This window comes from Eisenibacter elegans DSM 3317, from assembly GCF_000430505.1.
Lineage (GTDB): Bacteria > Bacteroidota > Bacteroidia > Cytophagales > Microscillaceae > Eisenibacter > Eisenibacter elegans.
Genome location: NZ_KE387152.1, coordinates 602846 through 624220, shown reverse-complemented (window position 1 = coordinate 624220; position 21375 = coordinate 602846). Strand labels below are relative to the sequence as shown.

At 50.3% G+C, this 21375-nt stretch carries 21 protein-coding genes; 13 read left to right on the top strand and 8 right to left on the bottom strand.

The window, feature by feature from the left end:
- Nucleotides 1-134 precede the first annotated feature (134 nt).
- Nucleotides 135-1682 (top strand): glycoside hydrolase family 10-like protein, encoded by a 1548-nt coding sequence (locus G499_RS19970; protein ID WP_051296236.1) that lies wholly within the window; start codon nucleotides 135-137, stop codon nucleotides 1680-1682.
- Nucleotides 1683-1805: 123 nt separating this feature from the next.
- The gene (locus G499_RS0113005; RefSeq protein ID WP_027000309.1) at nucleotides 1806-2324 is read left to right on the top strand and encodes an inorganic diphosphatase; all 519 of its coding nucleotides are present in this window, start codon (nucleotides 1806-1808) and stop codon (nucleotides 2322-2324) included.
- A gap of 371 nt (nucleotides 2325-2695) precedes the next feature.
- Here G499_RS0113005 and rpsJ read toward each other — a convergent pair whose 3' ends face one another.
- The 4 genes from rpsJ to rpsL all read right to left on the bottom strand — a co-directional run bounded on the left by rpsJ (nucleotide 2696) and on the right by rpsL (nucleotide 6200).
- On the bottom strand, nucleotides 2696-3001 hold the full coding sequence (gene rpsJ / locus G499_RS0113000; protein WP_027000308.1) for a 30S ribosomal protein S10: 306 nt from the start codon (nucleotides 2999-3001) through the stop codon (nucleotides 2696-2698).
- A gap of 87 nt (nucleotides 3002-3088) precedes the next feature.
- Nucleotides 3089-5215 carry an elongation factor G gene (gene fusA / locus G499_RS0112995; RefSeq protein WP_027000307.1) on the bottom strand — a complete coding sequence of 709 codons (2127 nt, stop codon included), beginning with the start codon at nucleotides 5213-5215 and terminating at the stop codon, nucleotides 3089-3091.
- Nucleotides 5216-5305: 90 nt separating this feature from the next.
- The gene (gene rpsG / locus G499_RS0112990) at nucleotides 5306-5773 is read right to left on the bottom strand and encodes a 30S ribosomal protein S7 (RefSeq protein WP_027000306.1); all 468 of its coding nucleotides are present in this window, start codon (nucleotides 5771-5773) and stop codon (nucleotides 5306-5308) included.
- Between the two features lie 37 nt (nucleotides 5774-5810).
- A complete protein-coding gene (rpsL, locus tag G499_RS0112985; RefSeq protein WP_027000305.1) occupies nucleotides 5811-6200 on the bottom strand; it encodes a 30S ribosomal protein S12 in 390 nt (129 codons plus the stop codon).
- Nucleotides 6201-6650: 450 nt separating this feature from the next.
- Between rpsL and rlmN the strand changes: the two genes are divergently transcribed.
- The 7 genes from rlmN (at nucleotide 6651) to G499_RS22530 (ending at nucleotide 12988) form a co-directional block, all read left to right on the top strand.
- On the top strand, nucleotides 6651-7700 hold the full coding sequence (gene rlmN, locus G499_RS0112980; protein ID WP_027000304.1) for a dual-specificity RNA methyltransferase RlmN: 1050 nt from the start codon (nucleotides 6651-6653) through the stop codon (nucleotides 7698-7700).
- A 283-nt stretch (nucleotides 7701-7983) separates the two neighbouring features.
- Complete coding sequence (locus tag G499_RS0112975) at nucleotides 7984-9327, top strand: saccharopine dehydrogenase C-terminal domain-containing protein (protein WP_027000303.1); 1344 nt, start codon at nucleotides 7984-7986, stop codon at nucleotides 9325-9327.
- Nucleotides 9328-9623: 296 nt separating this feature from the next.
- Nucleotides 9624-10136, top strand: coding sequence for a hypothetical protein (locus G499_RS0112970; RefSeq protein WP_211231619.1), 513 nt, complete (start codon nucleotides 9624-9626; stop codon nucleotides 10134-10136).
- 63 nt (nucleotides 10137-10199) lie between these two features.
- Nucleotides 10200-11969, top strand: a complete 1770-nt coding sequence (locus tag G499_RS0112965) for a DEAD/DEAH box helicase (RefSeq protein WP_027000301.1) — start codon at nucleotides 10200-10202, stop codon at nucleotides 11967-11969.
- 302 nt (nucleotides 11970-12271) lie between these two features.
- Nucleotides 12272-12445 carry a leucine-rich repeat domain-containing protein gene (locus G499_RS22540; RefSeq protein ID WP_161627748.1) on the top strand — a complete coding sequence of 58 codons (174 nt, stop codon included), beginning with the start codon at nucleotides 12272-12274 and terminating at the stop codon, nucleotides 12443-12445.
- 79 nt (nucleotides 12446-12524) lie between these two features.
- Nucleotides 12525-12617, top strand: a complete 93-nt coding sequence (locus G499_RS22535; protein WP_081413808.1) for a leucine-rich repeat domain-containing protein — start codon at nucleotides 12525-12527, stop codon at nucleotides 12615-12617.
- A gap of 77 nt (nucleotides 12618-12694) precedes the next feature.
- Complete coding sequence (locus G499_RS22530; RefSeq protein WP_161627747.1) at nucleotides 12695-12988, top strand: leucine-rich repeat domain-containing protein; 294 nt, start codon at nucleotides 12695-12697, stop codon at nucleotides 12986-12988.
- A gap of 63 nt (nucleotides 12989-13051) precedes the next feature.
- Here G499_RS22530 and G499_RS0112960 read toward each other — a convergent pair whose 3' ends face one another.
- Both G499_RS0112960 and G499_RS19965 read right to left on the bottom strand, forming a co-directional pair.
- Nucleotides 13052-13753, bottom strand: a complete 702-nt coding sequence (locus G499_RS0112960; RefSeq protein WP_027000300.1) for a 3'-5' exonuclease — start codon at nucleotides 13751-13753, stop codon at nucleotides 13052-13054.
- A 3-nt stretch (nucleotides 13754-13756) separates the two neighbouring features.
- On the bottom strand, nucleotides 13757-14887 hold the full coding sequence (locus G499_RS19965; RefSeq protein ID WP_051296235.1) for a leucine-rich repeat domain-containing protein: 1131 nt from the start codon (nucleotides 14885-14887) through the stop codon (nucleotides 13757-13759).
- 64 nt (nucleotides 14888-14951) lie between these two features.
- Between G499_RS19965 and gpmI the strand changes: the two genes are divergently transcribed.
- The 3 genes from gpmI (at nucleotide 14952) to G499_RS0112940 (ending at nucleotide 18446) form a co-directional block, all read left to right on the top strand.
- Nucleotides 14952-16478: a 2,3-bisphosphoglycerate-independent phosphoglycerate mutase gene (gene gpmI, locus G499_RS0112950; protein ID WP_027000299.1), complete on the top strand. Its 1527-nt coding sequence runs from the start codon at nucleotides 14952-14954 to the stop codon at nucleotides 16476-16478.
- A 304-nt stretch (nucleotides 16479-16782) separates the two neighbouring features.
- The gene (locus G499_RS0112945) at nucleotides 16783-17901 is read left to right on the top strand and encodes a DNA polymerase III subunit gamma/tau (RefSeq protein ID WP_027000298.1); all 1119 of its coding nucleotides are present in this window, start codon (nucleotides 16783-16785) and stop codon (nucleotides 17899-17901) included.
- 107 nt (nucleotides 17902-18008) lie between these two features.
- Entirely contained in the window at nucleotides 18009-18446 is a 438-nt protein-coding gene (locus tag G499_RS0112940; RefSeq protein ID WP_027000297.1) for a hypothetical protein, read from the top strand.
- Between the two features lie 121 nt (nucleotides 18447-18567).
- Here the strand turns inward: G499_RS0112940 and G499_RS21845 are convergent, their stop codons facing one another.
- The gene (locus G499_RS21845; protein ID WP_154658445.1) at nucleotides 18568-18738 is read right to left on the bottom strand and encodes a hypothetical protein; all 171 of its coding nucleotides are present in this window, start codon (nucleotides 18736-18738) and stop codon (nucleotides 18568-18570) included.
- 144 nt (nucleotides 18739-18882) lie between these two features.
- Between G499_RS21845 and porQ the strand changes: the two genes are divergently transcribed.
- On the top strand, nucleotides 18883-19872 hold the full coding sequence (porQ, locus tag G499_RS0112930) for a type IX secretion system protein PorQ (protein WP_027000296.1): 990 nt from the start codon (nucleotides 18883-18885) through the stop codon (nucleotides 19870-19872).
- Nucleotides 19873-20092: 220 nt separating this feature from the next.
- Here the strand turns inward: porQ and trpS are convergent, their stop codons facing one another.
- A complete protein-coding gene (gene trpS / locus G499_RS0112925; RefSeq protein WP_027000295.1) occupies nucleotides 20093-21076 on the bottom strand; it encodes a tryptophan--tRNA ligase in 984 nt (327 codons plus the stop codon).
- Nucleotides 21077-21375 lie beyond the last annotated feature (299 nt).

The window sequence follows — 21375 nt, the reverse complement described above, 5'->3', positions numbered from 1 at the left end:
GATTGGGTATATATTATTGGAAGCTTGCCCAATCAGCTTGCCAAAAGCACCCAACTACGTATCAAAATTTGAAACTATGCGCCCTTCTCCGTACTTTTGCGCCTTACCTGCGGTGCGGGTGTTGGTAAAGTTGTATGCGTAGATACTTATTTGTACTGATATGCTTCGTGTTGCTGCTCTTAGGTGCGGCGTTTTTGTGGGCTTATTTTTCGGACAATACCGAATTAAGCAACCCACAAGCGCCTAAGCGTGAGGTGCGGGCTGTTTGGATAGCTACTGCCTACAACCGTGATTATCCCTCTCAGCGTGGCTTACCCAACAAATGGCTACTACACGAGATGCACGAAACCCTAGACCAGCTCCAACGCCAGGGCATCAATACGGTGTTTTTGCAGGTGAGGGTAGCGGCAGATGCGCTCTACCCCAGCCGTGTAGAACCTTGGACAGAGTGGCTGACGGGCATCCCGGGTGAGCCTCCTATGCCTTTTTTCGACCCGCTTGCCGCTTGGGTAAAGGCTTGCCACGAGCGAAATATGGAAATACACGCGTGGTTTAACCCCTTTCGGGCGAGCTTGGGCAACCCTACAGGTATGATGGTCGAGAACCACGTAACCAAGCTCTATCCCCGCTGGATAGTAACCCACGGCAAACACCAATACCTAGACCCCGGCCTACCCGAAGTACGGCGCTATGTAACGCTGATTTTGCTTGATGTGGCGCTGCGCTATGATGTAGATGGCATCCACTTCGATGATTACTTCTATCCGGTCGAAACGGCGCAGCATCCCTTTCCCGACGATTCTTCTTTTGCGCTCTACAAAGGCAACTTTGAAGACCGAAAAGCATGGCGACGCGACAACCTCAACCAATTTGTAGAAGGTATTCATATCAAGCTCAAACAGATGCGCCCCTACCTAAAGTTTGGCATCAGCCCGACGGCTGTCTGGCGACACAAAGGTCAAGACCCGCTAGGTTCCGACACCCACGGGCGCATCACGGCCTACGACCACCAGTTTGCAGACATCCGCCACTGGCTCGAACAAGGCTGGCTCGATTATGTAGCTCCTCAGCTCTACCTCTCGGCGCATAACACCAACGCAGACTATCGTACGCTACTTGACTGGTGGAGCAGGCATACCTATGGCCGACACCTTTATGTCGGGATGGGCTACTACAAGCTGCGCGATGCTGACCCCGAAAAGCAATGGCCTAAGGAAGAGCTGATAGAACAGATGATGCTCAACCGTCAAACACCCGGGGTCTTGGGGCAGGTGTTCTTTGGCAGTAGTGATGTATTGGCCAACCCACACAATGCTACTACAGCCATCAGGCAACAATACTACCGCCTGCCGGCGCTTATCCCGCCCATGCCTTGGAAGGATAATATCCCCCCCAACCCTCCCCAAGCTCTAGGGCTGATAGAGTTTCCCACACAAGTGCGCATCTCTTGGAAACCCCCACTATTGGCCTCCGACCGCGAACCAGCGCGCTACTATGCCGTTTACCGCTTTCCTCAAAACACTGCCCAAGACATCAAAGATATGCGCTACTTGCTTGCCATTCAGCAAGATACTGTATTCTTAGACAAGACACCGGCACAAACCCGTAAGGTCTATACCTACTGTGTTACAGCCCTAGATCGCCTACACAACGAAAGCCTGCCGGTCAAGATTACCAACTAAGCCCACAATTTTACTGCTAACCAAAATTTAACGCTTGCGCTCCCATACAAGTGCGCAAGTTTTTGTAACTTTATCTTTGCAAAATTTGTATAGATTGTTTTATCTCCATAACCCCCTAACTATATGACTGATAAGCCAAAAGAGGATTTCTTGATAGATGCTATTGTAGAGATTCCTAAGGGTAGCCGCAACAAATACGAGTACGACTACGAGCGTCGCATGATTCGCTACGACCGGATGCTCTTCTCGTCGGTACACTACCCCAGTGATTATGGGTTTTTCCCCGAAACGCTTGCCCTCGATGGCGATCCGCTTGATGCACTCATCTTGGTTACGGAGCCTACCTTCCCTGGCTGCATCATAGAGGTACGCCCCATCGGTTTGTTCAATATGCGTGATGAGAAAGGCCCTGATGAGAAGATTCTCTGTGTGCCTGCCCAAGACCCTATCTGGAATCACATCACCCGCCTCGACCAAATCGCCCCCCACCTCAAGCTCGAAATCGAGCACTTCTTTGAAGTATACAAAAACCTCGAAAAGAAAAAAGTAGGCGTAGAAGGCTGGGACGATGAGAAGGCCGCCATTGCTGCCGTCAAAAAATCGCAGCAGCTCTATCTCGAAAGCAAATGGAAACGAGGATAACCCCTCTTCACCTCCCCAAAAACCTGCAAAGCCTTCGTGATTTTGTGGGTTTTTTATTGAGTGTAGGGCAGGTTTTCTACCGATGTTGCCACCACAACCAATTGCTAAAAAAACCAGAGGGGTGTTCCATCGGTAGACTATCAATACGCAACCACAAAAAGCCCCAAAGGGGCGTTGAGTTTGCGGCTTCTACGGGGTCGATTAATGGGTTAGCTTTTTTTAATGTCCCCTAAAATGCGCACGAAACGACAAAAACCAAAAATATCTAGTGGCTGAGGCTATCCAGTGGTGCGTATATCTCACAAGCAAGCGGCTTGCACTCCAAAGTATGGAGTACAAGCCGCTGCGAGTAGGGTTGTGTAGGTAGTTCCTCAGACTTTGATTTCTACGTCTACACCGCTAGGCAATTCGAGCTTCATCAGTGCATCTACAGTTTTGGCGCTAGTAGAGTAGATATCTACAAGGCGCTTGTAGGTGCTGAGTTGGAATTGCTCACGTGATTTTTTGTTTACGTGTGGCGAGCGCAATACAGTAAAGATTTCGCGCTTGGTAGGCAGTGGAATAGGGCCGTTCACAACAGCACCAGTTTGTTTTACTGCCTTTACGATTTTCTCAGCAGATTTATCTACCAAGTTGTGATCGTATGATTTTAGTTTTATTCTGATTTTTTGCGTCATGTTCTTGGATATGAAAATATATCGGCGAAAAAACTACCGACCGCAGTGGGTCGGTAGGTAGTATATGGTATAGGGACTTACCGCCGACTAGCGTACGGGAGTACCTTTGCTTTTAGCGACAACATCGTCGGCGATGTTCTGCGGTACAAACTCATAGTGAGAGAATGTAAGGTTGGCAGAAGCACGACCAGAAGAGATGGTACGGAGGTCGGTTACATAACCAAATAGCTCTGACAAAGGTACGTCAGCTTTGATTACTTGCGCACCACCGCGAGTATCCATTCCTTTCATAATACCACGACGACGGTTGAGGTCACCTGTTACGGGGCCTGTAAACTCTTCAGGAGTTACTACCTCTACACTCATGATAGGCTCTTTCAGACGTGGAGCGGCTTTGCGGGCAGCTTCACGGAAGCCCATACGGGCGGCCAATTCGAACGAGAGTGAGTCAGAGTCAACATCGTGGAAAGAACCGTGGAACAAGCGCACCTTCACACCTTCTACCGGGTATCCGGCAAGAGGGCCGTTGGCCAAAGCTTGTTCAAAGCCTTTCTGGATAGCGGGGATAAATTCGCGAGGAATCACACCACCCACGATGTCGTTTACAAACTGCAAGCCAGGCTGGTTGTCTTCGCGGGGGCCGAGTTCGAACACGATATCGGCGAATTTACCTTTACCACCACTTTGCTTTTTGTAGACTTCTTTGTGTTCTACAGTACCTGTAAGTGACTCTTTGTAAGCTACTTGAGGAGCACCTTGGTTTACTTCAACCTTAAACTCGCGCTGTAGGCGGTCAAGGATGATTTCGAGGTGCAATTCACCCATACCACGCATAACTGTCTGGCCGGTTTCTTGGTCAGTTTCTACACGTAGGGTAGGGTCTTCCTCTACTAGTTTGGCAATCGCCGAGCCGAGCTTGTCTACGTCAGCCTGAGCTTTAGGCTCAATAGCGTATCCGATAACGGGCTCTGGGAAGCTCATAGACTCCAATACGAGCGGGTGTTTCTCGTCGGTGAGAGTATCACCGGTTTTGATGTCCTTAAATCCAACACCTGCGCAGATATCACCAGCTTCGATTTTATCGATAGGGTTCTGCTTGTTGGCGTGCATCTGCATCAGGCGAGAGATACGTTCTTTCTTACCAGTACGGTTGTTGAGTACGTAAGAGCCTGAGTCGAGCGTACCAGAGTACACACGCATAAAGCAAAGACGGCCAACGAAGGGGTCAGTGGCAATTTTGAAAGCTAAGGCGGCAAAAGGCTGATTGTTGTCAGGCTTACGCACCTCTTCTTCTCCGCTGTCAGGGTTAGTACCTGTTACAGGGGGAAGGTCAAGAGGTGAAGGCATGTAAGAACAAACAGCATCGAGTACTGCCTGAACCCCTTTGTTTTTGAAGGCAGAGCCACAGAACACAGGGAAGAAGGCCATATCGATAACAGCCTTGCGAACGGCAGCGCGGATTTCTTCTTCAGTGATAGAGTCTTCGTCTTCGAAGAATTTCTCCATCAGCGCTTCGTCATACTCGGCTACGCTCTCGATGAGGTTTTGTCGCCATTCGGCTACAGTCTCTACGAGGTCGGCAGGGATATCAACTAGGTCGTACTTTTTACCTTGAGAAGCTTCATCCCAAATAACAGCCTTCTTCGTTACCAAGTCTACCACGCCTTTGAAAGTTTCTTCAGCGCCGATAGGTACTTGCATCGGTACGGCTTTGGCTTTCAGGGTATTTTGGATATCCTCAACAACACGGAAGAAGTCTGCACCTGAGCGGTCCATTTTGTTTACAAAACAGATCCGTGGTACGTGGTACTTGTCCGCTTGTCTCCATACGGTTTCAGACTGGGGTTCTACACCAGATACGGCACAAAACAAGGCAACTGCACCATCCAAGACGCGCAAAGAACGTTCTACCTCAACTGTAAAATCCACGTGGCCTGGAGTATCAATGATGTTGATACGGTAAGCCTTACTTTCAGGGATAAGTTCGCCCTGTACAGTAGGATAATTCCAGCGGGTTGTTGTAGCAGCAGAGGTAATAGTAATACCGCGCTCCTGCTCTTGCACCATGTGGTCCATGGTAGCAGCACCGTCGTGAACCTCACCGATTTTGTGAGTCAGACCAGTGTAATAAAGTATGCGCTCGGTGGTGGTTGTTTTACCGGCATCGATGTGCGCCATGATACCGATATTGCGCAGATGAACTAAGTCAGCCATTGTATTGAATTGCTTAATGAGTTACTTACCCAGAATATGTCGCAAAGATAGCAATTTCTTGGCAAGGCTCGATGATAACGTATCTGATAATTAGAATCTAAAATGAGAGAAGGCTTTGTTGGCATCTGCCATACGGTGGGTATCATCTTTTTTCTTCACGGCAGCTCCTTCACCTTTGGCGGCGGCGATAATTTCACCGGCTAGGCGCTCTTGCATTGTTTTTTCGCCACGCTTGCGTGCGTAGTTAATCAACCATTTAATGCCGAGAGATTCGCGACGCTCAGGGCGCACTTCGCTAGGTACTTGGAAAGTAGCACCACCTACACGACGGCTGCGTACTTCTACGCCGGGCATTACATTGCCCAAAGCCTTGCGCCAAGTTTCGAGGCCATTTTCGCCTGTCTTGGTTTCTACTATTTCCAATGCGCCGTAGAAGATGTTGTAAGCAAGGTTTTTCTTGCCGCGCTCCATCAAGTTGTTTACAAACTTGGTTACTTGTACGTCGCTAAATTTAGGATCAGGAAGGACGTATCTCTTGGGTGGTTTTCTTTTTCTCATGGTTATCTGAAAATGCTTGACTACGAATCAATAGGGATTACTTTTTGGCTTTGGCCTCTTTGGGGCGTTTGGCTCCATACTTAGAGCGGGCTTGACGACGACCGTCTACTCCACCGGTATCCAAAGCTCCACGAACGATGTGGTAACGAACGCCTGGCAAGTCCTTCACACGACCACCGCGAATCAATACGATAGAGTGCTCTTGCAACTTGTGGCCTTCACCTGGGATGTAGGCGTTGACTTCTTTGCCATTGGTAAGGCGTACACGCGCTACTTTACGCATGGCTGAGTTTGGCTTTTTAGGCGTAGTAGTATATACTCTGGTACATACACCACGGCGCTGGGGGCAGCTGTCTAAGGCCGGAGACTTTGACTTACTGGTCAGCTGCTTGCGTCCTTTTCTGACTAATTGTTGAATGGTAGGCATTTATCACTGATTTTTTGACTATATCTGTACCCTCAAATTTTCGGAACTGCAAAGGTAACACTTCCCCGCTATTTTTCAAAGGGCGCTCAAAAAAAAATGTGCCCTATATAAAGCGCCTGCTTTGTATACACGCTGCACCACTAGATAACACGCTACTGGACATTGGCTAACTTGGGTTCAACTCAACAGGGCTATCATCATAATAAAGCTCACAAAGCTACCGATATTCATCCTCTCCTTTGTGTCTTTTATGGTTGTATCCTAGCACACGAAAATAACAACAACACCAAATTATTGTGTGTAGCAGATAGTCCGCCGCTCCACACATCGCTCCTCTACTTGAGAAACTCGTGCGCAACCCTTCCATCGTCGGGAGGAAGTCGTATCTTTGCAGCTACAAATCACAGACAATCACAGCTTTTGTCTCATTTCCATTGGAGTAACAACGATATGAATACCCTCTCTCAGACCGATATACGCACCCTCAGCCTTGAGCAACTCAAAGATTTTTTTGTATCAATAGGTGAGAAGCCCTTTCGCGCCAAACAGGTGTATGAGTGGCTCTGGAAAAAATCAGCCACTGATTTTGAGCAGATGACCAATCTCTCCCAAGCCACACGCCAGCGCCTGGCCGAGCATTTTAGCATCCGCCCTATCCGTATTGCGCAAACACAGAAGAGTAACGACGGCACTATCAAGACAGCATTCTCACTACACGATACCCACCTGATAGAAGGGGTGCTTATTCCTACGCCCGAGCGGATGACGGCCTGCGTGTCGTCACAGGTGGGTTGCTCGCTGACCTGTAAGTTTTGCGCCACAGGCTATATGGCTCGCAAGCGCAACCTCGACGCTGCCGAAATCTACGACCAAGTAGTACAGATAGCCCGCCAAGCCGAAGAGAACTATGGCCAACCCCTCACCAATATCGTGTATATGGGTATGGGCGAACCCCTGCTAAACTACAAAAACGTACTCCAGTCCGTAGAGCTACTGACCTCTCCCGAGGGCTTGGGTATGTCGCCCAAGCGCATCACGGTCTCCACGGCGGGCATTGCCAAGATGATTGAAAAACTGGGCGACGACGAGGTGAAGTTCAACCTTGCCCTCTCCCTACACGCCGCCAATGAGCAGAAACGCAATCAGATTATGCCCATCAACGAGACCAATAGCCTGCCCGCACTGACCAAGGCGCTGCAACATTTTTATCAGCGTACCAAAAACAAAATCACGCTGGAATACATCCTCTTTTATGGCTTCAACGACACCACCCAAGACGCTGACGAACTCTACCGCTTCAGCAAAAAAGTGCCTTGCAAAATCAACATCATCGAGTACAACCCCATCGCCAATGCCTCCTTCCTCAACACTGATGAAGACACCCTGTTGCGCTTTCAGCGGCATTTGGAGCAGAAAGGCTTGGTAGTAAATGTACGCCGCAGCCGAGGCAAAGACATTGACGCTGCCTGTGGCCAACTAGCCGTCAAAGAAGGCGAATAACCTCCATAGCGCTTGTATTCTAAGCCTTGGTTGCCTTTTGGGGCGCGGGTTAGGGCTATCACTAGGCGGCCAGCCGCAAGGCTACGTGCAGGGCTAGCGCCCGCATCCTTCGCACGTGAAGGCATCGTAAAATGCTTATAGTCAATCAAAATAGGGAAATATAGGCGTTGGAAATACTTGAGAGTCAAGAAAATCAAATCCTGGAAATCCCTAAATCTTGTGAATATTGGTATACTTTTGATTCCAAGTTGGTATTAGTCCCTCCACCCAAACACCTAAACCTATGACACAAATCCTACTATTAGGCGCAGGCCGTTCTGCCCCCTATGCCATCGAATATCTGGCGCAAGCCGCCCAGCGTGAAGGGTGGCGGCTTTGTGTAGCCGACCGCGACGAAACGCTGTTGGCGCAGCGTCAGCAGCAATACCCGGGCATCCTGACCCAAACCCTCGACCTCAACGCCGACACCTTGGCCAACGCTCTATCACCGGCGAGCATCGTGGTATCATTGCTACCCCCGGATGCACACGTCTCTGTGGCCGCACAGTGTGTGATGCAGGGCAAGCACTTTCTCTCGGCTTCGTATGTGTCAGAAGGAATGCAAGCCCTCCACGCTGAAGCTGTGGCTAAAGGCGTACTGCTGCTCAACGAAATAGGCCTAGACCCGGGCATCGACCATATGTCGGCGATGCAGCTACTTGACCATATCCGTCAACAGGGCGGCCACATCACCGCTTTTTACTCCTACACCGGAGGGCTGATTGCCCCCCAATCGGTAGACAACCCTTGGCACTATAAGTTTACTTGGAATCCGCGCAATGTTGTGTTGGCAGGCCAAGGTGGGCCGGCACGCTTTCGCCACCAAGGGCTGGTAAAGTACCTACCTTACAGCAGCCTCTTTGAGTACACACAGCCGATAGAAGTAGCCGGATGGGGTAGTTTTGATGGCTATGCCAACCGTGATTCTTTGCAATATAGCGAGCTGTACGGCCTTCAGACAGCCGACACCCTCATTCGGGGTACACTCCGCCGTCGGGGCTTTTGTCAGGCTTGGCAGGTGCTCTTGCGTACCGGCCTGACAGACGATACTTGGCAGGCCAACTACAGCCCTGAGCAAACCTATGGCGAGTGGCTCGAAAGATTTATACACGAAGGAAGCCCCCAAGAGCCACTGCTCACGCGCTGGGCACGACAGGCGGAGGCAAGCCCTGAAGCGATGGAGGCGGTGGCTTGGCTCGGTCTACACCAAAACCATCCCCTTGGTCTCTCGCAGGGCAGCCCGGCACAAGTACTACAGCAACGGCTCGAAACCCTCTGGCAGCTCCACCCCGAAGACCTCGACCTCGTGGTGATGCAACACAAAGTCGTATACCAACTCCAAGGACAAACTTGGCAGCAACTAAGCGACTTCTGCCTCGTGGGAGAGCCTTCACCCCGTACGGCTATGGCCAAAACGGTTGGTTTGCCTCTGGCGATGGCCGCTGTTCGCTGCCTAAAGGGTGAGTTCAGTATCCGTGGGGTACAGCGCCCCCTCCAGCCCGAAGTATACCAACCCCTTTTAGCCGAACTTGCAACGCAGGGAATCCACTTCGAAGAGCAGCCTCCGCAGTTGCTGGGCTTCGCATAAATACACGCTAAGAGCGCTTTGTGATTTTAGCACGCCACCGGGTATTTTTCAAACCCCTTATTTTACCCAAAAACATGAGGTCTCAGTTTGTTTCGGGGCTTCGGCTTCGAGACACTTTTCAAAAATATCCGGTGGCGCGTGATTTTAGTACAATTATCTCCAACTGCTTCTTACCTTGAAATCGTCAAAAACACCGTATGAAGAGTTTTTTATATCTTTGCTTGCAAAATGCGGTTAAAAAGCTTTGGTGTCGGCCATACATCACCGCAAACCTGCTCACTAACCCACAAAACACCATGACTTGCCTTAGCTTTCGCCTCCCTCTTCTACTCCAACTGATATGCTTCGCTAACCTCTGCCTGCTCGTCTCTTGCCAAAACAACCAAACCACCCTGCCCCAAGGCGAATGGATTACAGGCAATCCCGAAACACAAATACAAACCATCGAGCGGCAATTTAGGGGCTTTGACCACGCGATGGTCGAAACCGGCTACCGTTACCAAGAGCTGCACTGGGCTGGAGAAGACCAAAACTGGGACTATGCCCAGTACCAAATCGAGAAAATCAACCTGACCCTCAAACAAGGCTTCGAGCGCCGCCCCTTGCGCCAAGCTTCTGCCGAAACCTTTATGACCATAGGGCTGCCTGCCGTCGAAAAAGCCATTGCCGCTAAAGACACCGCTGTTTTCAGAGAAGAAATGCGCAACCTTACCCTACAGTGCAATGCCTGCCATGCGATGGAAAAGGTGGCCTTCTTCCACGTAGCCCTGCCCGAAAAGCGCATCTCCCCCATTCGCAAGCCCCAATAAACCATAGCCTCCTCAAATACTAAACTACGCCAAAGGCATCACCCTTACCCACCCACTGACACAATGCTCGCCCCCGAAGAAATCGCCCGTTATTTTTGGCAAGAATTTTTGGATGAAGACGACCAGCAAAAAGCCATCCGCCTACTCTCTGACGAGGGGAAGGAGGCCAACGGCTTGGCCATCGTTCAGCTGCAGTTTGGAGGGCTGGTAGAGCACCAAGGCAAGATGTTGGCACACTTCCGCTTTGCCCAAAACCGCACCAAGTTCAAAGAAGGCGAGACGCTCGCACTGCATTATGGCAAGGTTTCCCATCAAGTAAGTCTCTTCAGGGTAAAAGGCAAAGAACTGTGGTTGGCTCCCGTATATCCCCGCAATTGGCAAGCATCGCTACATACACTCAGCGAGGCTAGGCTCGAAGCCCCACCCTTCGATATGATGAAGCGGGTAGGGCAACTTGCCAAAACAAGCCTGCAAGCCGGTGGGCGTGGGCATTTGTTTTTTCGCCAACTTTTTGGACAGGCTTCGCTATCAGCTCCTTTGCGCCCTGCCCCTGCCCTTTCGGAGGCAGCACAGCGCCTGAATCCCTCTCAACAGGCTGCTCTTTCGGCCTGCTTGCGTTTGCCGCCCATATTGGCCATCCAAGGGCCGCCGGGTACAGGCAAAACGGCGGTACTGGCACAGGTGGCCACCCAATTGGCCGAAGAAGGGCGGCGTGTGCTCTTAGTCGCCCATACCCATCAGGCCGTACACCACGCCCTCAACGAGATTTATGACCACGCCCCCGGGCTGGAGATTTTCAAGGCCGGCGATGCCGCCAAACGCGACAACCTGCTGCCCAATATCCCCATCCATAAGTTTACCGACCTGCCCACCGAACTGTTCAGTCAAGGGGGGAGCATCGTCGGAACGAGCCTCTACACCGCGCTGCTCAATTTGCTCAAAGACCAATCGCCTTACACCCCTGAGGTTGTCATTGTGGATGAGGCCGGACAAGTGCCGCTGCCACTGGCCGTGCTCTTGGGAGGGATGGGTGCGAAAAGCATCTTGCTCTTCGGCGACCAACGACAAATGCCGCCCATTTTCCGTGAGTCCTTGCAAACGCATCCCCTCTCGTGCTCTATCTTGGCGCATATCGAAAACCATCTGCCCCACCAGCTGATGGCGCTCGACACCACCTACCGGATGAACGCCACCCTGACACACCTCATCGGGACGCTATTCTACCCCAAGCCCCAAGGCTCCTCCGGCGAGACCTTCCTCCAACACAGCCATAACCGCCCTTTCCCGACCCTACAAGGGCTGGGGCAGCAGGATGCCTTCTTGCAGACGGTATTGCAGCCCGACGCGGCGATGGTTTGGGTTTGTTCCCCCGACAACCAAAGTACACAAGAAAACCCCTACGAAGCCCTCAAGATAGCTCACATCATCGGCTACCTGATAGGTACACAGGGCTGGCCTGCACAGGATATGGCCGTGGTAACGCCTTTTCGCAAACAAATCCTGCGTATCATCGAAGCATTGCGCACCCACTACCCTACCTTGCCCGCGCTGCCCGTAATCGATACGGTCGAAAAGCTGCAAGGCCAAAGTGTAGAGTTGGTGATGGTCTCCTATACTGCTACCGAAGCCGACTACCTCTCCCAAGTAAGTGAGTTTTTGTACTCGCCTAACCGCCTCAATGTCTCCATCAGCCGCGCCAAAACCAAGGTGATTTTCTTCTGTGCTGATGCCCTGCTTGACACCATACCTACCAACTACGAAGACCTACGCACCCGTACCATGCTGCGACAACTGCGCAGCGAAGCCAATCTAGTCTGGGAAGAGCATCGCTAGCTGGCATCTTACATTAGCGCTTGTCTAAAATCATCTTCATCAGCCAAAAAAAACTGATTTTTGGGTACAGCCTTCCCACGATTAAAATCGTGGGCTCAATATCAGCCTGCGCTTTTTGCCTAGTGTCAGCGCAAAAATCAGCTGTTTTGAGTGCCGCGCTGAAAATTTAGACAGGCCCTATGGTATACGTTTGATGAAAAACGGCAAGAACAGAAGAGACATCAAAGCCAAAACAAGGGAAGAAAATAACCTCGTAAATATTCTTAGACATCAGCACAAACCAACTTCAAAACGCTTCTTTTTTGCAAGCACTCACGCAGTTACAAATCCTAAATCTGCGCCAGAACCACATCCAAGATACCTCCTTCGTCTCAAGCTTAACGGGTTTACGATATTTAGACATAAGCTATAACCAAATACAGGACGTGTCTTTTTTGAAAGACTTGCCTCAGCTACGATTTCTAAACTTGAGCTGAAACCAAATACACAAGATTGCTTTCCCATCGGGTTTAGAATGGTTACAATTCTCGGATTTAACCTTGCCAGCTACAATCGCTGAGCTTATGGAATAATAAAATTCAAGACATTGCTGTTTTGGAAAGGTTGACACAATTACAATCCCTAGACCTGAATAATATTATATCCTAAGATTTCTCCCTTTACAAAGCCTTAGGCAACTACACACGCTAAGCTTGTAGGATAATAAAATACGCGATATTGCCTTTTTGCAAGGTTTACCACAATTGCAATCATTAAGCTTGAATTGGAATCAACTTCAAGACCTCTCACACTTAAAAACCTTGACGCAGTTACAAACCTTAAGTTTGGGCTTCAACAAGATACAATACCTCTCTCCCCTACAAAGCTTAACACGATTAGCATCACTGCATTTGAACAACAATCAGCTCTCTGATATTTCAAGCTTGGAGCATCTCCCCCTTTTGAAAGAATTACACATTGAAAATAACCCCTTTCTTGACACCCTCCAATCTGAAATCCGGAAAAAATCAGGCATCTGAAATACTTTACAAAAAATACATAAGTGCGCAAAATACACCCTATAATCTACAACATCTCAGCCATCAACTTACCCCCAACTCTCCAAGGGTACGCAGTCCGCGTCGTTGAGCTTGATGCAGTTGGTGGCAGAGGAGTTGGGCAGTAGCTAAGGTGTCGGAGGCGGCCTCGTGTGGGCGGGGCAGGGCGATACCATATTGGGCGCATAGGCTGTTGAGGGTAAACTGTTGGGGGCTTGTTTGTTCGGGAGAAGGGTTGCCGGCCAGTCGCCGCGCCAAAACGAGCGTATCGAGCGTATGATTGAGCAGGCTTACTTGGTGATGTCGTTGGAGCGCTTGGTCGAGCAGGCCACAGTCGAGCGCAGCGTGATGGGCTACTAAGATGCTGCTGCCACAAAACTGTAAAAAATAGCGCAACATCGCAGTTTCGCTGATATCGGCCTGACGGCTTTCTTGGGGTAAAATCTGATGGATAAGCACTGCCTCAGCCCCTTGCGCATTGGCTTGTTGTACCCTGAAGTCGATAGCGCCGCTGAGGTCTATCACCCCACCCTGCACCCGCACCGCAGCCAAGCTCAGAATGCAGTCTTTGGCAGGATTGAGCCCGGTGGCTTCTACATCAAACACCACAAAGGTAGCATCGATAATGCGCTGACGAGGGTCTGGGGCTCGATATTGCCAATACCAATCGCAGAGCCACGCCGGGGCTTTGCCTTCGCGGCACTGACGGCGATAGGCGCGGTGTGATTTGTCGGGCCACCAGCGCATTGGCTAAAACTTTACTTGTGTTTGGGGAAGTTGCTGCCGAATACGCCCTAGCTCCGATTCGTCGCCAGAGGCCGAGGCCGACTCTTGTGTCGGTTCTTTGCGCTTGTCTGATAGTGGATTTCCCCTAATATTCAGCTCTTTGAGTGTTTTCCAAGCTGACAAGTCATCAGGTAAGTAGCTGAGTTGGTTGCCCGAAAGATCAAGCGTTTCGAGGTCGGGGAGCTGGAGTAGTTCGGTGGGCAGCTCAGTCAGCTTGTTTTGTTGGAGTTTGAGTGTATGTAGGCGCTTGAGTTGCTGCCAATTGAGTTGGAGGCTGCTAAGCTGATTGCCCGAAAGATCCAAAATCTCCACATTTTGCAAGGTTTCCAGCCCTTTGGGTAGCTCTCGGAAGCGGTTGTTGGCCAAGTACACAAACTTGAGGTCGCGCATATTGCCAAGGTCGGCGGGCAAAGATTGCAGGCGGTTGCGGTCAAGATAAAGGTATTCGAGGCGCTCCAACTCCGCCAGACGCTGTGGGAGCGAATCGAGCTGATTGCCCGAAAGGTCAAGTGTCTTGAGACGTTTGAGCTGGGCAATTTGTGGGGGCAGTTGGGTAAGTTGGTTGCCTTCAAGGTCGAGTACTTCGAGGCGCTCCCACCGACACCACGCCGTGTCGAATCGGGTAAGTTGGTTGCCCTCGAGGTCGAGCACTTCGAGCTTTTGCAACTGGTTGATTTCACGCGGGAGGGTTTCGAGTTGGTTATAGTCGAGGTAGAGGTAGCGCAAGTGCTGAAGGCGACCTATCTCTTTTGGCAGGCGCTTGAGGCCACAGCCCCACAAGTCAAGCACTTGTAGGTCGGGGTGGCGGGCAATGGCAGCCGGCAACTCCTCCAAGGGGTTAAGGCTAAGATCCAGTACTTGTAGGCGGCGCAAGTGGCGCAGCTCCTGTGGATACTGTGTGAGAGAGTCCCCTTTGAGGCTCAGTACCAAGGCCTTGGTCGAGTCACGGATTGCCGCCTGTAGCTTGGTATACACCTCCTCATTGGCCAGTTCTTCAAGGCTGAGCAAGCTGGTTTGCGCACTAGAAGTGGCAGGGCAAAAAATAAACCCACTGAACAAGAGCAGGCAGTACAAAAACGGGGCGGCAGTTCTCATAGTTTTTTTCGTAATTTTGGCCTTTAATTACCAACACTGTATTTCAATCAAGCGCTATTTTATAATGAATAAGAAAGTATTGCTGATGATTCTCGACGGCTGGGGTCTTGGTACTGAGCCGGAGGTATCGGCCATCCAACACGCCCAAACGCCTTTTATCGATAGCTTATTTGCCCGCTATCCACACACCCAACTGGAAGCCTCGGGCTTGGCGGTAGGCTTACCGCCCGGGCAGATGGGCAACTCCGAAGTAGGCCATCTCAACATCGGTGCCGGACGTGTGGTATACCAAGAACTGGTACGCATCAATCAGGCCATTGCCCAACGCGAACTACACCGACACCCGACGCTGTTGGAATCGTTGCAATATGCCAAAAAAAATCAAAAAAAAGTACATTTCATCGGCTTGCTTTCTGATGGTGGTGTACACGCCCACATCGAGCACCTCAAAGCACTTTGTGATATAGCCGAAGCCGAAGGACTGTACGAAGTGTTTGTACACGCCTTTACAGACGGGCGCGACACCGACCCCAAAAGTGGTTTGGGCTACGTCCAAGACCTCGAAGCACATCTACAAGGCCGCAGCACACGCATCGCCTCCGTCATTGGGCGCTATTATGCCATGGACAGAGACCGCCGTTGGGAGCGCGTCAAACTAGCCTATGACCTACTCGTGCGGGGAGAGGGCGCTGCCTTTGGCTCGGCTGCTGAGGCTGTGCAAAGTGCTTATGTGCAAAATGTTACTGATGAGTTTATACCGCCCTCTTTCATTGCCAATGCACAAGGCCGACCCTTGGCCACCATCCAAGAAGGTGATGTGGTGCTGTGTTTTAACTTCCGCACCGACCGAGGGCGCGAAATCACCCAAGTACTGACCCAAGAGGATATGCCCGCACAAGGGATGCAAACCCTGCCCCTGCGCTACCTCACCCTGACCAACTACGACGAGACTTTCGTAGGCGTAACCCCTCTATTCGACAAGGACAACCTGTCTAACACCCTCGGCGAGGTACTGGCCAAGGCCGGAAAAACCCAAATCCGTATTGCCGAAACAGAAAAATACCCTCACGTAACCTTCTTCTTCTCCGGTGGGCGTGAGGCTGCTTTTGAGGGTGAAAAACGCCTACTCTGCCCCTCTCCCAAGGTGGCTACCTACGACCTACAGCCCGAAATGAGTGCTCACGAGATTGTGGCCACCATCGTACCCGAAATCGAAGCACAAAGCGCCGACTTCATCTGCCTCAACTTTGCCAACCCCGATATGGTAGGCCATACGGGCGTGTTTGAGGCGGCTGTCAAAGCCTGCGAAACCGTAGACCACTGTGCCGCACAAGTAATTGAGGCTGCTCTCAAGCAGCAGTACAGTGTGTTGGTCATTGCCGACCACGGCAACGCCGACTATATGCGCAACCCTGATGGTACACCCCATACCGCACACACCACCAATCTCGTTCCCTGTATCTTGGTAGACAATGACTACCAAGGCTCCCTCAAAGGCAGTGGAAAGCTCGGCAATATCGCCCCAACCATCCTAGACTTGATGGGTATCGCCCCCCCAACAGAAATGAGCGAAGACTCACTTTTGAGTTAGGGTTTTGTTCACACCACTGGATATTTTTCAAACCCCATAGTTAACACTGTGGGTTAAGTCTTATTTTACCCCAAAATGAGGTCTCAGCTTGTCTCGGAGCTGGAGCTCCGAGCTACTTTTCCAAAAATGTCCAGCGGCGTAAACTTATTCCAAAGTGTTCTTGGTTGGGGGCTCAAAGTGGCTGATGTTCTTGGTGCTCACGGATTTTCAGCACATACATTTCCCAAACTAACTTTGGTTGGGCATAAATTCCCGTATGCTGGTGCTATTTTGATTCCGCAAAAATTACTAACTTGCCCCTTGTATGGAAAACTTCCTCGTTTCGGCACGTAAGTACCGTCCTGCACTCTTCGACAGTGTTGTAGGGCAATCACATATTACCAACACCCTCAAAAATGCCATCAAGAGCAAACATTTGGCGCAAGCCTTTTTGTTTTGTGGCCCTCGTGGGGTAGGCAAAACTACCTGTGCCCGTATCTTGGCCAAAACCATCAACTGCACCAACCTTACAGCAGAGGGAGAGGCCTGTGGTGAGTGCACCTCTTGTCTGGCTTTTCAAAAAAACAGCAGTGTCAATGTCTACGAACTAGATGCGGCTTCTAACAACAGTGTGGATGATATCCGCAACCTCGTTGAGCAAGTACGTTATCCGCCTACCTCAGGTCAGAAGAAGGTCTACATCATCGATGAGGTGCATATGCTCTCCAATAGCGCTTTCAATGCTTTTTTGAAGACCTTGGAAGAGCCGCCCTCGTATGCTATTTTCATTCTGGCTACTACCGAAAAACACAAGATTATCCCTACCATCTTGTCGCGTTGTCAGATTTTTGATTTCAAGCGTATCGAAACCGATGACATTGCCCAACACCTAGCCTCTATAGCCACCCGCGAAGGTATCCAAGCAGAGCCAGAAGCCCTCGAACTCATTGCCCGCAAGGCTGATGGCGGTCTGCGCGATGCGCTCTCACTTTTTGACCTTGTCAGCACCTTCTCCGGCGATGGGCGCATTACCTACAGCGCTACCATCGACAACCTACACATCTTGGATTATGATTATTACTTCAAAATCACAGATGCATTATTGGCACAAGACAGCAGCCGTGCGGTATTGGTTTTCAACGAAATACTGCGCAAGGGTTTTGATGCACACTTGTTTGTGGCTGGGTTGGGCGAGCACCTACGCAACCTACTAATGTGTAAAGACCCTCAGACTGTCAGCCTTTTATCTGTTTCGGGTAAGGCCAAAGAACGTTACCAATTACAGGCTCAGGCGGCTACTTCGGGCTTTTTGTTGAATGCGCTCAACTTGATGAACCAATGCGACTTGGCCTACAAAAACAGTAAGCACCCTACCCTGCTGGTAGAGTTGCATTTGTTTAAGATGGCGCATTTGCCAAGCTTGATTGCTCAAAAAAAAAACTAAAATCGCAGCCTAAACCAGACTCGGACAATGCAGCCGCTTCTAAAGAACCTGTAGAGGCCAAGCCTGTCGATATTCCTAAAGCTCCAGCAGTAGCGCAGCCCAAGGTGATGAGTACACCCAAGCTACCTACTGCCGAAGAGCTCAAGAGCAATGCTCAAAACCCTATAGCCAAACCTCCGGTATTGCTAGACGAACCTCAGCTACGCTATGAGTGGAAGCGCTTTTGTAATCGACTGGGGCAAAAATCTACGGCAGATACGCAGCTCTTGTTACAGGTAGATTTGCTGCTCGATGCTCAAGAACCGCCCTTACTCCGGCTTGTTCCCAGGCAACCCTCTCATAAGGCTGTCGTAACGAAGTATCTCCCAGCTTGGGAGACGCACTTGGCTGCTGTGCCGGCCATCGTTCCTAAGATAGAACTATCTGAGGCCGAAATACTTGCTCCTGAAGGAGAAGATTCGCCCCAAAAACGCTGGGAAGCGCTGCGCAAGGCTTACCCTGCCCTAGAAAAGCTCAAGGATGTGTTGGGGCTAGAACTGCTCTAGCTTCCTCATCTACACTTATACCTAACCAAGATTGGTTTGGGAAAGCTGCACACTGAGAATCCTTGATAATCAAGGAAATAGAATCCTGTAAGTCCCCAAATCTTGTGAATCTTGTTATAACTTATTCTGGTTTGTCGGGTTTGGGTTTTTCTTGGGTTACCTGTTTTTCCAAGATGCTATCCATCTCATTGATGGCATTAAAGGCCTGCCCTATGAGTCTATCGAGGTGTTGCTGAAGCTTTTCAGGATTTTTTTGCCAAGTGCTTTGAGGAATAGGCTTACGTTTTTTCATAAAAATCTTAATTTTGAATATTAGGGATGAGGGTCTGCCTGTTGTATGAAGTAAGGTACTCAAAATGCACGCCAATACTTTCAATAAGCTGGCTGTTTGTCGCCAAAAAATAACGCCTAATCTTCTTGTATCGTACCTTGGTCGATGAAAAATAGTTACTTCCTCTATTATCAGCTATGGCTTATGCTCGGTCTGGGCAATATTTTGCCTGCCCAAAGCCTTCCGTATACTTCTTTCAATCTTTTGCGTTTGCCCAATAGCGCTACGGCCATTGCTTTGGGCGGAGTACAGGTGTCGAGCGCCTTGCCAGAGCCTAGTATGATAACCCAAAACCCGGCCTTATTGCAGCCAGAAGCGGCCCGCAGGGCGAGCCTTTCCGTACAACCTTGGTATGCAGACATACTCCACAGCCAAGTAGCGGTGGCCTTGCCTCGCGGAGAGCGCGCCGCCCTAGGGCTATGGGTTCAGTACCTACACTATGGGACAATACCCGATACCGACCCTGGAGGCCAAACACAGGGCGATTTTCAGGCTGCCGATTGGAGTATTGGCGCGGCTTATAGCCACCGGCTGGGCGTATTTCGGCTAGGGGGAAGCGTTCAGATTTTGGGTAGCCACATCGCCGGATATGGTCAATATGCCTTGGCCGGTACCCTAGGAGGGGTTTTTCGCCATCCTGATCGCGACTTTCAGTTGGGCTTGACCATAGCCAACATCGGTGCCGGCTTGGGCGGCGACGCGGCCATTGCCCCCCTGCCCTTGGAACTGCGGCTTGGCGCGAGTTTCAAGCCTCAACATATGCCACTGCGTTTTCACTTCACCCTCCGGCATTTGCCCAATGCTATGCCTCCAGTACCTACAGAGTTGAGCGGCAACGCTGTATCTTCAGCCTTGCGTTTTATGGTATTGGGCGCAGAGCTATTGCCCCACAAAAATTTTGGGCTGATGATAGGATACAACCCCTTGGTAAGGCAAACCTTACGTCCCAGCGAGCGGGCAGGCAGCAGTGGGGTTTTTGGTGGCTTTAGGCTACACACCCGCAAGTTTCAGCTCAACTATGCCCGAGGGGCGCTTCATCCTGCTGGAGGGCGCAATACCCTCACGCTCACCCTAGATTGGGAGCATCTCTTGTAAATAGCCCGATACGCCACTAGATATTTTTCAAATCCCACAGTTAAAACTGTGGGCTAAGTCTCATTTTGGGTGTGAAATAAGGCCTCAGCTTGTCTCGGAGCTGGAGCCCCGGGCTGCTTTACCAAAAATGTCCAGTGGCGTGATGCCCCGAAAAAGCCCTGACAGCCTAGAGACCATCAGGGCGATTGACTAGGCCTTGACGTATTGTCGAGGGGTATGGCTAGGCTCGGAAGCCCATCACTTTGCGTGCCCGCTGGAGTACCGTTTGCGCTACCTCACGGGCTTTTTGTTCGCCCTCTGCAAGGCGTGCTTCCAGTGCATCGATATTCGCCATATAATATGTGTATTGCTCACGCTCGGCCTCAAAATGAGCCAGCAACAACTCCAACAAGGCCGTTTTGGCGTGCCCATAACCATAGTTACCCGCGAGATATTGCTGGCGCATAGCTGCTATCTGTGGCTCCGAAGCCAATAGGCTGTAGAGCTTAAACACATTGCAAGTATCAGGGTTTTTGGGCTCTTCGAGGGGGGTACTGTCTGTAACAATACTCATTACTTGCTTTTTGAGCTGATTTTTGGGCAAAAACACATTGATGACATTGTTGTATGACTTGCTCATCTTCTCACCATTGGTACCGGGGATGGTCTTAACATCCTCGCTGATTTGGGCTTCGGGAATCACAAACACCTCTTCTTGGTAGTGGTTATTGATACGAGTGGCGATGTCTCGGGTGATTTCGAGGTGCTGCTCTTGGTCTTTGCCTACCGGCACAATATCGGCATCATACAACAGAATATCAGCCGCCATCAATACCGGATAGGTAAACAGGCCTGCATTGATTCCGTCTTCGCCTAGCTTTTCAGATTTATCTTTGAAGGAGTGTGCTAGCTTAAGGCGGTTGAAACTCATAAAACAGTTCAGATACCAAGCCAACTCCGTAACTTCGGGCACGTGTGATTGTCTGTAAAAAGTATTTTGCTCGGTATCAAACCCACAGGCCAGCCAAGTAGCCGCTACCGCACGGATATTTTGCAGGCGTTGCTCGGCCTCCTTGATAGTAGTCAAGGAGTGAAGGTCTGCAATAAAGAAAAAAGACTCATTGTCTTTTGCTTTGGAAAGTGTGATAGCAGGCAGGATAGCCCCCAAAAGGTTGCCTAGGTGTGGCTCTCCCGAACTCTGGATACCGGTTAAAATTCTTGCCATAATCTTTGGTTTGATGGTCAATGGTACTTTGCCTTGGCTTGGGTATGTCAGGCATTATTGGCGCAAAATACTTAAAAAAAGCGGCGTAATTTGTTGGGATTACGCATTTTTTATGTTTTTTTTACAGATACAACAAAAAAACAAAACAATTAGGAATCATTGTTTGTTTTGTTCTGTTTGCCCTAGTATGAACTGCTTCTGCCACTTGGTCTTAGCGCTACATTGTACATTGTATGATATGGCCAAGTATTTTTTTGCTTCCGTTCCACACACGCACATCGTCCTCTTGTTTATCATAG